At 64.8% G+C, this 13,419-nt stretch carries 11 protein-coding genes; 9 read left to right on the top strand and 2 right to left on the bottom strand.

The genetic code is table 11. The annotated features are described in order from the left end of the window. Nucleotides 1-51: 51 nt before the first annotated feature. The 3 genes from AB4N98_RS02430 (at nucleotide 52) to AB4N98_RS02420 (ending at nucleotide 3,381) form a co-directional block, all read left to right on the top strand. Nucleotides 52-1,527, top strand: coding sequence for a benzaldehyde dehydrogenase (locus AB4N98_RS02430; RefSeq protein WP_017528269.1), 1,476 nt, complete (start codon nucleotides 52-54; stop codon nucleotides 1,525-1,527). A gap of 57 nt (nucleotides 1,528-1,584) precedes the next feature. Further along, the gene (locus AB4N98_RS02425) at nucleotides 1,585-2,352 is read left to right on the top strand and encodes a coniferyl-alcohol dehydrogenase (RefSeq protein ID WP_017528270.1); all 768 of its coding nucleotides are present in this window, start codon (nucleotides 1,585-1,587) and stop codon (nucleotides 2,350-2,352) included. A gap of 81 nt (nucleotides 2,353-2,433) precedes the next feature. Further along, complete coding sequence (locus AB4N98_RS02420; protein WP_065878564.1) at nucleotides 2,434-3,381, top strand: SphA family protein; 948 nt, start codon at nucleotides 2,434-2,436, stop codon at nucleotides 3,379-3,381. Here AB4N98_RS02420 and mhpT read toward each other — a convergent pair. After that, nucleotides 3,359-4,591 carry a 3-(3-hydroxy-phenyl)propionate transporter MhpT gene (mhpT, locus tag AB4N98_RS02415; protein WP_065878562.1) on the bottom strand — a complete coding sequence of 411 codons (1,233 nt, stop codon included), beginning with the start codon at nucleotides 4,589-4,591 and terminating at the stop codon, nucleotides 3,359-3,361. The genes AB4N98_RS02420 and mhpT overlap by 23 nt on opposite strands. Before the next feature lie 305 nt (nucleotides 4,592-4,896). Between mhpT and AB4N98_RS02410 the strand changes: the two genes are divergently transcribed. Further along, nucleotides 4,897-6,213, top strand: a complete 1,317-nt coding sequence (locus AB4N98_RS02410; RefSeq protein ID WP_065878560.1) for an OprD family porin — start codon at nucleotides 4,897-4,899, stop codon at nucleotides 6,211-6,213. 1 nt (nucleotide 6,214) lies between these two features. On the opposite strand, the gene AB4N98_RS02405 is transcribed toward AB4N98_RS02410, so the two are convergent. Continuing rightward, nucleotides 6,215-6,703 (bottom strand): MarR family winged helix-turn-helix transcriptional regulator, encoded by a 489-nt coding sequence (locus tag AB4N98_RS02405; RefSeq protein ID WP_068932200.1) that lies wholly within the window; start codon nucleotides 6,701-6,703, stop codon nucleotides 6,215-6,217. 213 nt (nucleotides 6,704-6,916) lie between these two features. Here AB4N98_RS02405 and AB4N98_RS02400 point away from each other — a divergent pair, with 213 nt between their 5' ends. From AB4N98_RS02400 to AB4N98_RS02380, 5 genes are all read left to right on the top strand, one after another. Continuing rightward, nucleotides 6,917-7,747, top strand: coding sequence for a p-hydroxycinnamoyl CoA hydratase/lyase (locus AB4N98_RS02400; RefSeq protein ID WP_017528275.1), 831 nt, complete (start codon nucleotides 6,917-6,919; stop codon nucleotides 7,745-7,747). Nucleotides 7,748-7,824: 77 nt separating this feature from the next. Further along, nucleotides 7,825-9,273, top strand: coding sequence for an aldehyde dehydrogenase (locus tag AB4N98_RS02395; RefSeq protein ID WP_065878558.1), 1,449 nt, complete (start codon nucleotides 7,825-7,827; stop codon nucleotides 9,271-9,273). 62 nt (nucleotides 9,274-9,335) lie between these two features. After that, a complete protein-coding gene (locus AB4N98_RS02390) occupies nucleotides 9,336-11,219 on the top strand; it encodes a feruloyl-CoA synthase (RefSeq protein ID WP_065878557.1) in 1,884 nt (627 codons plus the stop codon). Further along, entirely contained in the window at nucleotides 11,216-12,457 is a 1,242-nt protein-coding gene (locus AB4N98_RS02385) for a thiolase family protein (RefSeq protein ID WP_460149204.1), read from the top strand. The genes AB4N98_RS02390 and AB4N98_RS02385 overlap by 4 nt, the downstream gene beginning before the upstream one ends. Before the next feature lie 247 nt (nucleotides 12,458-12,704). Continuing rightward, nucleotides 12,705-13,418, top strand: coding sequence for a GntR family transcriptional regulator (locus AB4N98_RS02380; protein ID WP_017528279.1), 714 nt, complete (start codon nucleotides 12,705-12,707; stop codon nucleotides 13,416-13,418). Nucleotide 13,419 lies beyond the last annotated feature (1 nt).

Below are 13,419 nucleotides of genomic sequence, written 5' to 3'. Positions count from 1 at the left end.
CGGCGTTTGCACCCTGTGCGGACGATGACAATTACAAGAACCGGAGTTGCCATGTCAGTGTCTGAAACCACCCACCTGCTACAGCGGGCCATTGAGTCCGAGTGCCTGTTCAACGGCGCTTGGATACCCGCCTCGGGGGCTGCGGTCCCTGTTATCGAGCCGGCCACCGGCGAACCCTTGATGCGTTGCGCCATGGCCAGCCCCGCCGACGTCGCCATTGCCAGCCGCAGCGCGGCCCTGGCCCAACCGGCATGGGCCGCCCTCGGCCCACGGGAGCGCGCCGAAGTGTTTCGCAGGGCGGCCGATCTAGCCCAGCAGTCCTTTGCCGAACTGGCGCTGTATGTCGCGCGGGAAACCGGGGCGGCGCTGTTCAAGGGCGAACACGAAGTGCGCGAGGCGATTGTGCTGCTGCATCAGGCGGCGGGGCTGTTGTCCCAACCCCATGGGCTGGTGCTGCCCAGTGCGGCGGGACGCTTGTCGTATGCGCGGCGCCAACCCCATGGCGTGGTCGGGGTGATTTCCCCGTTCAACTTCCCGTTGGTGCTGTCGATGCGTTCGGTGGCGCCGGCCCTGGCCGCGGGCAATGCAGTGGTGCTCAAGCCGGACCCGCAAACCCCGGTCAGCGGCGGGTTCCTCATCGCCCGGCTGTTCGAGGAGGCTGGCCTGCCCAAGGGCCTGCTGCACGTGTTGCCGGGTGCCGCGCCGGCGGGCGAGGCACTGTGCCGCGACCCCAATGTGCGGATGATCGCGTTCACCGGCTCCACGGCGGCGGGGCGCAAAGTCGCCGAGGTGGCCGGACGACACCTGAAAAAAGTCGCGCTGGAATTGGGCGGCAAGAACCCGTTGATCATCCTCGAAGACGCCGACCTCGACCTGGCCGCGAGCAACGCCGCCTGGGGCGCCTGGCTGCACCAAGGGCAAATCTGCATGGCCACCGGGTTGATCCTGGTGCATGAATCGATTGCCGCCAGCTTCACGCGCAAGCTGGTGGACAAGGCTCGGGCCCTGACCGTGGGCAATGCCGCCCGTGGTGAAGCCGCGCTCGGCCCGTTGATCAACGCGCGCCAATTGCAGCGTGTACACGAGATCGTCAGCGACAGCCTGCAAGCCGGTGCGCGGCTGGAAGCCGGCGGCGAATACGACCAGTTGTTTTACCAGCCCACCGTGCTCAGCGGCGTGCGGCCGGGCATGCGCGCCTTTGAAGATGAAATATTCGGCCCGGTGGCCACGCTGGTCAGTTTTGCCACGGACGAGGAGGCCATCGAGCTGGCCAACCGCACGGAATACGGCCTCTCGGCCGGCATCATCTCGCCGTCGGTGGGGCGTGCCATGGCCATCGGCGAGCGGCTTGACGTCGGCTTGCTGCACATCAACGACCAGACCGTGGCAGACGAATGCATCAACCCCTTCGGTGGGCGCGGTGCGTCCGGCAATGGCGGCAGTGTCGGCGGGCCGGCCGACTGGGACGAGTACACCCAGTGGCAGTGGGTCACCGTGAAAAACACTGCGCCGACTTACCCTTTCTGAGCCCCGGCTCGCGGTTTTGATGCACCCACGCCTATACAAAAACAAGAGGGCTTGACTATGAACCTGCACAACAAAACCCTGGTCGTCACCGGCGTCGCCTCAGGCATTGGCGCCGAGTTGGCACGGCTTGCGCGCTTCCAGGGCGCCACGGTCATTGGTGTCGATCGCCATGAACCGCAGTTGACCCTGGATGGTTTTTTTAAGGCCGACCTGGGCGACCCTGCCAGCATTGATGCCTTGGTGACGCGCCTGCCGGCGCGGGTCGACGCGCTTTGCAACATTGCCGGCGTGCCCGGCACGGCACCGGTGCAAGCGGTGGCCAAGGTCAATTACCTGGGGCTGCGCCATCTCACCCAAGCGTTGTTGCCCCGCCTGCCGGTGGGCGGCAGCATCGTCAATGTCGCCTCGGTCCTCGGCGCGCAGTGGCCGCAACGGCTGGCGCAGCACAAGGCGTTGGCGGCGACTGCAAGCTACCGCGCCGGGCAGCAATGGCTCAACGACCATCCGGTCGAGCAGGCTAGCTGTTACCAGTACTTCAAGGAGGCGCTGATTGTCTGGAGCTTTGCGCAGTCCCAGGCCTGGTTCCGCGATCACGGTGTGCGCATCAACTGCGTCGCGCCGGGGCCGGTGTTCACGCCGATCCTCGGTGACTTCGTCAGCATGCTCGGCCCGGAGCGGGTGGCCCAGGACAGCCGGCGCATGACTCGCCCGGCCATGGCCGACGAGGTGGCGGCGGTGATTGCCTTCCTCTGCTCGGACGCGGCGCGCTGGGTCAACGGCGTCAACCTGCCGGTGGATGGTGGCTTGGCGGCCACCTACGTGTAGGCCTTGCCACCCCGTTAAGTCCCGGTGCGCAGCCACCGCGCCGGGGGTCTTGAACAACAACAAAAATACAGGACATACAAGATGCTCAAGCCTATCTTGCGGACGGTTGCGGCCACCACGTTTGTCGCGCTGTCGTCAACCGCATACGCCTACGACCTGCCAGGACTTAACCTGGGCAGCACCAGTTTCTATGATGGCTCGCCGGCACCCGCCGGGCCCGGTTGGTACCTGGAGGAATACCTGACGTACTCCCGGGCCAGCCGATTCAACGATGCCCACGGTAACAAGCTGGCGCTGCCCCGCCAGGACGTCGAAGTGGTGGCGCCGACCACGCAGATCATTTACGTCGGCCAACCCCTGGCCAACGGCGCGATGCCGGGCCTTACCCTGATCAATACGTCGCTGGCCCATGTGGATGTCGATGACGGTCTGGACAATGCTGCGCTCAGTTCCCGCGCGGGGTTTGGCGATGTGGTGATCGGGCCTTTCCTGCAACTGCCGACCATGAGCCGCGCTGACGGCAGCCCGCTGCTGACCCAGCGTGTCGAGGCCGACATCTCGGTGCCGGTGGGCGCCTATGATCGCAAGCGCTCGATCAACCCCGGCAGTAACTTCTGGTCATTCAACCCGTACTACGCAGCCACCTACTGGTTCAACCCCACGTGGTCGGCCAGTGGGCGCTTCATGTACCTGTGGAATGGCAAGAACGATGAGCCGGCGGCCGGCTTTGGCGATGTCTCCAGCACCCAGGCCGGCCAGGCGTTGCACGCCAACCTGACGTTGCAATACGCCGTGAGCCAACAGCTGAGCGTGGGGTTGAACGGCTACTGGTTGAAGCAGATCACCGACACCAAGGTTGATGGGGACGCGGTGAGCGGGCGTCGCGAAAAGGTCTGGGCCATCGGCCCAGGCCTGGTCTACGCGTTCAACAAGGAAAACGTGCTGTCAGTGAACGCCTACTTTGAGCAGCAGGCGCAAAACCGTACCCAGGGCAACAAACTGGTGCTCAACTGGCTGCATCAGTTCTAGAGGTCGAGGTACCGGGCAGGTTCAGGGGCGCCGTACGCACCATCACGCTGATGATGGTGAGTGCGGCAATGACCACCCCTGGCGAAGTCGCCAGCAGCACGCCGGTGGTACCGGCGCCCGCCGCCAGCAATTGCCCGGCTGCCAGCGGCCCGGCCACCGAGCCCAATCGCCCGATGGCCACGGCCGCCCCGACACCCGTGGCGCGCACGGCAGTGGGGTAGGAGGGCGGGGCGCTGGCGTATAGCACCAGTTGCGCGGCCATCACGAACAAACCGGCGGCGAAGCCCGCGATGGCCATGGGCACGATGCCCACCGACAGGCCGACACCCGCCAGCGCGCCCAGCAAACCGACGTATACGAACGCCACCACCTTGAGCGCATTGCAGCGGTCCAGCAGCACGCCGCCGAGCAGCGAGCCCAGGGCGCCGCCGATATTGAACAGCATCTGCACCATGCCCGCCTGGGGTTTGCTGAAGCCTTGTTCCAGCAACAACGACGGCAGCCAATTGAGCAGCATGTACATCACGGTCAGGGTGAAGAAATAACTGAGCCACAACGCCAGTGTGGTGCGCGCGCGACCTTCGCCGAACAGGGCCTGGCGGGTAGAGGCGCGGGCGCCGGGCGTGGTGGGCGACTGTTGGCGAAAGGCGCTGGATTCAGGCAGCAGCAGGATCATCAATGGCACGGCCAGCAAGGGCGCGAGGCCACCGATGATAAACGTGGTTTGCCAGTGTTCACTGGAAAACATCGCCACCACCGCCGCCAATGCGCCGCCCAGCGGTACGCCGCAGTACATCACGCTGATGGCGGTGCCACGGTTACGCTCGCTCACCGCTTCGGCGCACAGGGCGATCAGGTTGGGCAGCGCAGCACCCAGGCCCAGGCCGGTAAGGAAGCGCACCAGCAACAGGCTGCCGTAGCTGTCGACAAACGCGGTGCTCAGGGAGAACAGCCCGAACAGCAGCACCGCCATCACCAGGATTTTCTTGCGGCCGATACGGTCGGCGATCCAGCCGCCAAAGAACGCGCCCGGCAGCAGGCCGATGATCCCGACGCTGAACACCCAGCCAAGCATTTTCGGGTCGAGGGCAAAGCTGTGGCGCAACCCTGCGGCGGTGGTGCCGGCCGCTTGCAGGTCGAAGCCTTCGATCAGCGCAACGATAAAACACAGAGCGATCGTCAGCGTCGAACGACGCGATGGACTGTTCATGGGCAAACCTCATTGTTGTTTTTGTTGTGGCGAGCCTGGCCGGCCGCTGGCAATTAAGATAACAAATATAACTATAAAAAGAAGGGCGGCGGATCTGCGCACGCCATCATGAAAAGAGCCGTCTACCCCGGCCGTTTGAGATTAGCGCGCGTAGGAAAATGCCAAATAGATACGTTTATTAATGTTCGATTATCGGTCAGTGGCTGTTGACGAGTGCCGCCTGCTGTTTCCATTCTCTATTCGCGAAGCCGCTTGGACCAAGCGCGTGCTGCCCCGAAAACAACAACAAAAAATGGACATCGAACATGCCGAAACTTCCCACCGGCGCCGTTGCGGCCGCCTGCTGTGTGCCTCACAGCGCTCCACGCCTGATCAGCGCGTTGCTGATGTTGAGTGCCCTGCCAGCGCCGTCCTGGGCGGCGGGCTTTATCGACGACAGCCATGGCACCCTCACGCTGCGCAATTACTACCTGGACCGTGACTACAAGGACGACGGCGCCAAGACCGCCGCGCGGGAATGGGCGCAGGCGTTCATCCTCAACCTGGAATCGGGGTATACCCCTGGCCCGCTGGGCTTTGGCCTGGATGTGCGTGGGTTGATGGGGGTCAAGCTGGACTCGTCGCCGGACCGCAGCGGCACCGAATTATTGCCGGTGTCGGCCGGCGACAAGCGTGCCGCCGATGAATATTCGCGCCTGGCGCCGACGGCCAAACTGCGGTTTGCGCAAACCACGGTGAAGGCCGGCGACGTGTCGATCTTCCTGCCGTTCGCGTTTGCCAGCCCGTCGCGCCTGCTGCCGCAAACCTTTCGCGGCACCACCTTGAGCTCCAAGGACATCGACGGCCTGACGCTTAACACCGGTTACATCGACCGCATCAACAAGCGCGACTCCACCGACTACCAGGCCATGACCATTGCCTCGCCCAACCGGCGTTTCAATGCCACGGCCACCACCTCGCACCTGGCGTATGTGGGCGGCGATTACCAGGTCAACAAGGACCTCAGCCTGCGCGCGTACCACGCCGAAGTGGCGGACCTGTACCAGCAGGACACCCTGGCGTTGCTGCACAACCTGCCGGTGGGCGATGGCGTGTTCACCAGCGACCTGCGCAGTTTCTTCAGCCGCGAGGACGGCAGCGCCAAGGCCGGCAAGGTCGACAACCGCAACCTCTCGGCGCTGTTCGGCTACCGCCTGGGCGGCCACCGGGTCAGCCTGGGCTACATGCGTTCCAGTGGGGAGACGGCCACGCCCTATATCTCCGGCACCGAATTGATGGGCATGAGCGAACTGACCATGAGTTCGGACTTTCTCAACGCCAAGGAGCGCACCTGGCAGGCCATCTATGACTATGATTTCGCCGCGTCGGGCGTGCCGGGCCTGAAGACCCGGCTGCGCTATGTGCGGGGTGACAACATTGAGCTGGCAGCCTTCAATGCCGAGGAGCGCAAGGAGCGCGAGTTCCAGATGGAACTGGGCTACGTGATCCAGAGTGGCCCGCTGAAAAACCTCGGGCTGATGGCGCGCAAGTCGATCTACCGTAACGACTTCCCTGGTGGCGCGGCGTTTCGCGATGAAAACCAGACCCGCTTCCTGGTGCTCTACACCGTGGCGCTGTGGTAGGTCATCCGTCCTGGTAGACCTTCTTGAGCAAGCGCAGCAGCTCTGCACGTTCCTCGACGTCCAGGGCTGCGGTGGCGTCCAGGTCGCTTTGCGTGGCGATGTCCTTGAGTTGCTTGAGCAGCGCTTCACCGGGTTTGCTGAGGAAGATCCCGTAGGAGCGCTTGTCCGGTTTGCAACGCACGCGCACGGCGAGGGCGCGGCTTTCCAGTTTGTTCAGCAACGGCACCACCTGGGGCGGCTCGATGGCCAGGGCGCGCGCCAGGTCGGCCTGCATCAGCCCTGGGTTTTGCTCGATGATCGCCAGGGCCGAGAACTGCGCGGGGCGCAGGTCGTGGTCCGCCAGCCGGCTGATCAGGTTCTGGAACAGCTTGAGCTGGGCGCGGCGCATGGCATAACCGATCAGATCGTCCAGGGCTGAATCCAGCGGCGGCCGCCCCTCGTCGTGGTCGGGTAGGGCCTGGCTGGCGGCGATGTTGGAAGGCTTGGCCATGGGCAGTGCAGTCCTCAGAAGGTGGCGGTTAAGAAGGCTATCTAGTTTGCCGGGGTTGGCGAGCAATGGCTATGCCGGCTTTTTACGCCGCCCGAAAAAAACCTGGGTGCCGGCGCGAAAAATAGTGGTTATCTGGATTAATAGTTAATTGACATAACTATATTTGCGGTTTAATTTCGAATCATCTTCACACCAGAACAAGAGCGTACCGCCATGAGCAATTACGAAGGCCGTTGGACCACCGTCAAAGTCGAGATCGAGGAAGGCATTGCCTGGGTCATTCTCAATCGTCCGGAAAAACGCAACGCCATGAGCCCGACCCTCAACCGGGAAATGATCGACGTGCTGGAGACCCTCGAGCAGGACCCGGCCGCCGGTGTTCTGGTGCTGACCGGCGCCGGTGAAGCCTGGACCGCGGGCATGGACCTCAAGGAATACTTTCGCGAAGTGGACGCCGGCCCGGAAATCCTCCAGGAAAAAATCCGCCGCGAAGCCTCGCAATGGCAATGGAAGTTGCTGCGCATGTACGCCAAGCCGACCATCGCCATGGTCAATGGCTGGTGCTTCGGTGGCGGCTTCAGCCCGCTGGTGGCATGCGACCTGGCGATCTGCGCCGACGAAGCCACCTTCGGCCTCTCGGAAATCAACTGGGGCATCCCGCCGGGCAACCTGGTAAGCAAGGCCATGGCCGACACCGTGGGCCATCGCCAGTCGCTGTACTACATCATGACCGGCAAGACCTTCGACGGGCGCAAAGCCGCCGAAATGGGCCTGGTCAACGAGAGCGTACCGCTGGCCCAGCTGCGCGAAGTCACCATTGAGCTGGCGCGTAACCTGCTGGAGAAAAACCCGGTGGTGCTGCGTGCGGCCAAACATGGCTTCAAACGTTGCCGCGAACTGACCTGGGAGCAGAACGAGGATTACCTCTACGCCAAGCTCGATCAGTCGCGCTTGCTCGACACCGAGGGCGGTCGCGAGCAGGGTATGAAGCAGTTCCTCGACGACAAGAGCATCAAGCCTGGCCTGCAGGCGTATAAACGCTGAGACACGCGGCCCTCGGGCCGCGCTGCTGTGACCGAAGCTGAACGTATTCCCGATAAAGATAATAAAGAGGAATCACCATGCTGGACGTGCCCCTACTGATTGGCGGCCAGTCGTGCCCTGCCCGCGACGGTCGAACCTTTGAGCGTCGCAACCCGGTGACCGGTGACGTGGTCTCGCGGGTGGCCGCCGCCACCCTGGACGACGCCGACGCCGCCGTGGCCGCTGCCCAGGCCGCGTTCCCCACATGGGCGGCGCTGGCGCCCAACGAGCGCCGCACGCGTTTGCTCATTGCCGCCGAACACTTGCAGGCGCGCAGCGCCGAATTTATCGCCGCTGCCGGCGAGACCGGCGCCATGGCCAACTGGTATGGCTTTAACGTGCGCCTGGCGGCCAACATCCTGCGCGAAGCCGCGTCGATGACCACCCAGATCACGGGCGACGTGATCCCCTCCGATGTGCCCGGCAGTTTCGCCATGGCCTTGCGTCAGCCGTGCGGCGTGGTGCTGGGCATCGCGCCGTGGAATGCCCCGGTCATCCTCGCCACCCGCGCCATCGCCATGCCGCTGGCCTGCGGCAACACCGTGGTGCTCAAGGCGTCGGAGTTGAGCCCGGCGGTGCACCGTCTGATCGGCCAGGTGTTGCAAGACGCCGGCCTTGGCGATGGCGTGGTCAATGTGATCAGCAATGCCCCGGCGGATGCCGCCGCCATCGTCGAACGGCTGATCGCCAACCCGGCGGTGCGGCGGGTCAACTTCACCGGCTCCACCCATGTCGGACGGATTGTCGGCGAGCTAGCGGCACGTCACCTCAAGCCGGCGTTGCTGGAACTGGGCGGTAAAGCGCCGTTGCTGGTGCTCGACGACGCTGACCTGGATGCGGCGGTAGCGGCGGCGGCCTTTGGCGCCTATTTCAATCAGGGGCAGATCTGCATGTCCACCGAACGCCTGATTGTCGACGCCAAGGTCGCTGATGCGTTTGTCGCCAAGCTGGCGGCCAAGGTCGCGACCCTGCACGCGGGCGATCCCGCTGCGCCGGATTCTGTGCTGGGTTCCCTGGTGGATGCCAGCGCCGGAACGCGCATCAAGGCGCTGATCGACGACGCGCTGAGCAAAGGCGCACGCTTGGTGACGGGTGGGCAACTGGACGGCAGCATTCTGCAACCGACGCTGATCGATGGCGTCACCGAACACATGCGCCTGTACCGCGAAGAGTCCTTCGGCCCGGTGGCGGTGCTGCTGCGTGGTGAGGGTGATGAAGCGCTGCTGCGCCTGGCCAATGACTCCGAATTTGGCCTGTCGGCGGCGATCTTCAGCCGCGACACCGGGCGTGCCCTGGCGCTGGCGCAACGGGTGGAGTCGGGCATTTGCCACATCAACGGCCCGACCGTGCATGACGAAGCGCAGATGCCCTTCGGCGGGGTCAAGTCCAGCGGCTACGGCAGTTTCGGCGGCAAGGCTGCGATTGAACACTTTACGCAACTGCGCTGGGTGACCTTGCAGAACGGGCCACGGCACTATCCGATCTGAGCAGGCATCGCGACCTAACAATAACAAGGCGGCGTTGGCCCGCCTTGACGGAGGACATCCTTGTGAGTTCCGAATTCAGAGCGCAACCCCAGCCCGAGCAGCACCCGCCGCGATACCGCGCGGTGTCCATCGGCCATGCGCCGGTCGAGGTCACTGAAGAACAGGGCGTGCTGCATATGCGTTCCCTGGAACCCCTGGCCGAGTTGCCGCCGCGCTTACTCGACCGGCTGGTGCATTGGGCGCAGGTGCGGCCCGAGCAAACCTTTATCGCCGCACGCCAGGCCGACGGCGCGTGGCGCCGCGTCAGCTACCGGGAAATGCTCGACAGCGTGCGCGCCATTGCCCAGGGTTTACTCGGTTATGGGCTGTCGGCGCACAAGCCGTTGGCGCTGCTGTCGGGCAACGATATCGAGCATCTGCAGCTCGCGCTCGGCGCCATGTATGCCGGTATTCCCTATTGCCCGGTGTCGCCCGCGTACTCATTGTTGTCCCAGGATTTCGCCAAGCTGCGGCATGTGTGCGACCTGCTGCAGCCGGGGCTGGTGTTCGTCAGTGATGCGCTGGCATACCAGCGCGCGATCGACGCCGTGTTGCCGGCCGACACCCCGCTGATCTGCGTGCGCGGCCAAGTGTCGGGGCGCAGCCAGGCAAGCTTTGCGAGCCTGCTGCAAACGCCGGGTGGCGCCGAGGCCGAGGCGGCGTTTGACGCCACCGGGCCGGACAGCATCGCCAAATTTCTCTTCACCTCCGGCTCGACCAAGTTGCCCAAGGCGGTGGTCACCACCCAACGCATGCTCTGTGCCAACCAGCAGATGCTGTTGCAGACGTTTCCGGTGTTTGGCGAGGAACCGCCGGTGCTGGTGGACTGGCTGCCGTGGAATCACACCTTTGGCGGCAGCCACAACGTCGGCATCGTGCTCTACAACGGCGGCACGTTTTACCTGGACAATGGCAAACCCACCGCCCAGGGCATTGCCGAGACCCTGCGCAATCTCAAGGAGATTTCGCCCACCGCCTACCTGACCGTGCCCAAGGGCTGGGAAGAGCTGGTCACGGCCCTGGAACAGGACGCCGAGTTGCGCGAGCGCTTTTTTGCGCGAATGAAGCTGTTCTTTTTTGCGGCCGCCGGTCTCTCGCAACGGGTCTGGGACCGCCTCGACCGAGTGGCCGAGCAGCACTGTGGCGAGCGCATCCGCATGATGGCAGGGCTGGGCATGACCGAAGCCGCGCCGTCCTGCACCTTCACCACCGGGCCATTGTCGATGGCCGGTTACATCGGTTTGCCGGCACCGGGGTGCGAGGTGCGCCTGGTGCCGCTGGACGGTAAGTTCGAAGGGCGCTTTCGCGGGCCGCACATCATGCCGGGCTACTGGCGGGCGCCCGAGCAAACCGCCGAAGTATTCGATGAGCAGGGTTTTTACTGTTCGGGCGATGCGATCAAGCTCGCCGACCCTGAGCGGCCGCAACTGGGGCTGATGTTCGACGGGCGCATGGCCGAGGACTTCAAGCTGTCTTCCGGGGTGTTTGTCAGCGTCGGCCCGTTGCGCAATCGCGCGGTGCTCGAAGGCTCGCCGTACGTGCAGGACCTGGTGATCGCCGCGCCGGACCGTGAATGCCTGGGGGCCCTGGTTTTTCCCAGGCCCTACGAATGCCGTCGCCTGGCGGGCTTGAGCGTTGATGCCAGTGACGCCGAGGTACTGGCCAGCGCGCCGGTGCGCCAGTGGTTCGGCGACTGGTTGCAGCGCCTCAACCGCGAAGCCACCGGCAATGCCAGCCGCCTGGAGTGGATTGCCGTGCTCGACGAACCGGCGTCCATCGACCGTGGCGAAATCACCGACAAAGGCTCGATCAACCAGCGCGCAGTGCTGCAATGGCGCGCGGCCAAGGTCGAGGCGTTGTATCGCGGTGAAGACCCGACGATCCTGCGCGCCGAGCCCAAGGCGTGAGCGGCGCCGGGCAGTACGCGGCGTTTGCCGATGTAGCGATTTTCGACGCGGTGCGCACGCCCTGGGTCGACCTTGGCGGGGCGCTGTCGCAAGTGTCGCCGATCGACCTGGGCATCAAGGTCGGCCGCGAGGTGCTGGCCCGCGCCGGCATCGAAGCGCAGGCGGTGGACAGCGTACTGGCCGGCTCCATGGCCCAGGCCAGTTTCGATGCCTACTTGCTGCCACGGCATATCGGGTTGTACAGCGGTGTGGCGCAAGCGGTCCCGGCGCTGGGGGTGCAGCGCATCTGCGCCACCGGTTTCGAGCTGTTGCGCCAGGCCGCCGGGCAACTGCGCGATGGGACGCAACTGGCGTTGTGCGTGGCGGCTGAGTCGATGTCGCGCAACCCGATTGCCGCCTACACCCACCGGGGCGGGTTTCGCCTGGGGGGCGAGGTGCAATTCAAGGATTTCCTCTGGGAGGCGCTGTACGACCCGGCCCCGGCGGTGGACATGATCGCCACCGCCGACAACCTGGCGCGCCGATACGGCTTGAGCCGCGAGGCGGTGGATCGGTATGCCTGGGACAGTCACCAGCGCGCATTGCAGGCGCAACGTGATGGGGCCTGGGTGGAAGAGATCGTGGCGGTGGAGAGCCAGGTATTCGAACTTGAGGGGTACCAGCCGAGGGGGATCAGCCTGGCGCGCCAAGCCGGTACGGTCAGCGTGGACAGCCACCCACGGCCTACCGACCTGGGCGCCCTGGCGCGTTTGCGCGCGATTCATGCCGACGGTGTGCAAACCGCCGGCAACAGTTGTGCGGTGGTCGACGGCGCGGCGGCGGCGCTGGTAGGGCGAGCCTGCGACAGCACGCGCCCGGCGCTGGCCCGGCTGGTGGCCAGTGCGGTGGTGGGGGTGGCCCCGGAGTTCATGGGCATCGGCCCGGCCCCGGCGATTCGCCTGCTGTTGCAACGCAGCGGGCTGAGCCAGGGCGATATCGGCCGCTTCGAGATCAACGAGGCCCAGGCCGCGCAGGTGCTGGCGGTGGCCCAGGCGCTGGAACTGGACAGCACACGGCTTAACGTCGAGGGCGGCTCCCTTGCGCTCGGGCATCCGTTGGCCGCCACCGGGCTGCGGCTGGTCATGAGCCTGGCTCGGCAACTGCGTCGGCACCATTTGCGTTATGGGATTGCGGCTGCGTGCGTGGGGGGCGGGCAGGGGATGGCGTTGTTGATCGAAAACCCGGCCTGGCACCCGTGACGGCTCGGGAGCCGGCAACTACCTGACTGACATCGCGCGATCTAAATGTGAGAGGGGGCTTGCTCCCGATAGCGGTGCATCAATCACTCAGTGGTCGGCTGACAGACTGCCATCGGGGGCAAGCCCCTGCCACATTTTGATCTCCATACATCAGGTAGACCTCCGTCTGTTCTGGCTCTGGCGTTCGTCTGACGGCACCGCAGGCTTGCGGTACTATGGCGGCCCACGTTTTCTGGAAGTTGCCTGGATGAGTAAGCCCGGTCAATTGGTGCTGGTTGCGCTGCGCAAGATGATTGCCAGCGGCGAGTTGGCGGCAGGCGAGCGCTTGATGGAGATCCCCACGGCGCAACGCTTTGGTGTGTCGCGCATGCCGGTACGCATGGCGTTCCGTACCCTGGAGCAGGAAGGGTTGCTGGTGCCGTTTGGCGGGCGCGGGTATCAGGTGCGTTCGGTCAGCCCCGACGATATTGCCGGGGCGGTCGAAGTGCGCGGTGTGCTTGAAGGCCTGGCGGCGCGCCAGACCGCTGAGCGGGGCTTGTCCGACGAGGCGCGCAGGGTGCTTGAGCGTTGCCTGGTCGAAGGCGATCAACTGTTCGACAAGGGCTACGTCACCGAGGACGACCTGGAGGTCTACCACGACCTGAACATGCGTTTTCACCAGGTCATCGTCGAAGGCAGCCACAACCCGGCGATTGCCGATGCGCTGGCGCGCAACGATCACCTGCCGTTCGCCTCGGTGACGGCGCTGGCGGTGGACCGTGAGGACATGGCCCGCGAATACCGGCGCTTCAACTATGCCCACATGCAACACCATTCGGTGTTCGACGCCCTGGTCAATCGCCAGGGCGCCCGGGCCGAAGCCATCATGCGCGAACACGCCAATGCAACCTTGCGCTACGCCGAGATCTTCAGCAGCGCCACCGCCGATGCACGCATGAAGGTGATCTTGCCCGCGTCGTGAC

The organism is Pseudomonas sp. S3_E10, assembly GCF_054667615.1.
Note: the sequence above shows the minus strand (reverse complement) of the source record. Positions and strands in the feature narration are given on the sequence as shown.

Bases quoted from the DNA above. Each gene is read 5' to 3' on its own strand.
- AB4N98_RS02430 (WP_017528269.1), top strand. From the start codon at position 52: ATGTCAGTGTCTGAAACCACCCACCTGCTACAGCGGGCCATTGAGTCC.
- AB4N98_RS02425 (WP_017528270.1), top strand. From the start codon at position 1,585: ATGAACCTGCACAACAAAACCCTGGTCGTCACCGGCGTCGCCTCAGGC.
- AB4N98_RS02420 (WP_065878564.1), top strand. From the start codon at position 2,434: ATGCTCAAGCCTATCTTGCGGACGGTTGCGGCCACCACGTTTGTCGCG.
- mhpT (WP_065878562.1), bottom strand. From the start codon at position 4,591: ATGAACAGTCCATCGCGTCGTTCGACGCTGACGATCGCTCTGTGTTTT.
- AB4N98_RS02410 (WP_065878560.1), top strand. From the start codon at position 4,897: ATGCCGAAACTTCCCACCGGCGCCGTTGCGGCCGCCTGCTGTGTGCCT.
- AB4N98_RS02405 (WP_068932200.1), bottom strand. From the start codon at position 6,703: ATGGCCAAGCCTTCCAACATCGCCGCCAGCCAGGCCCTACCCGACCAC.
- AB4N98_RS02400 (WP_017528275.1), top strand. From the start codon at position 6,917: ATGAGCAATTACGAAGGCCGTTGGACCACCGTCAAAGTCGAGATCGAG.
- AB4N98_RS02395 (WP_065878558.1), top strand. From the start codon at position 7,825: ATGCTGGACGTGCCCCTACTGATTGGCGGCCAGTCGTGCCCTGCCCGC.
- AB4N98_RS02380 (WP_017528279.1), top strand. From the start codon at position 12,705: ATGAGTAAGCCCGGTCAATTGGTGCTGGTTGCGCTGCGCAAGATGATT.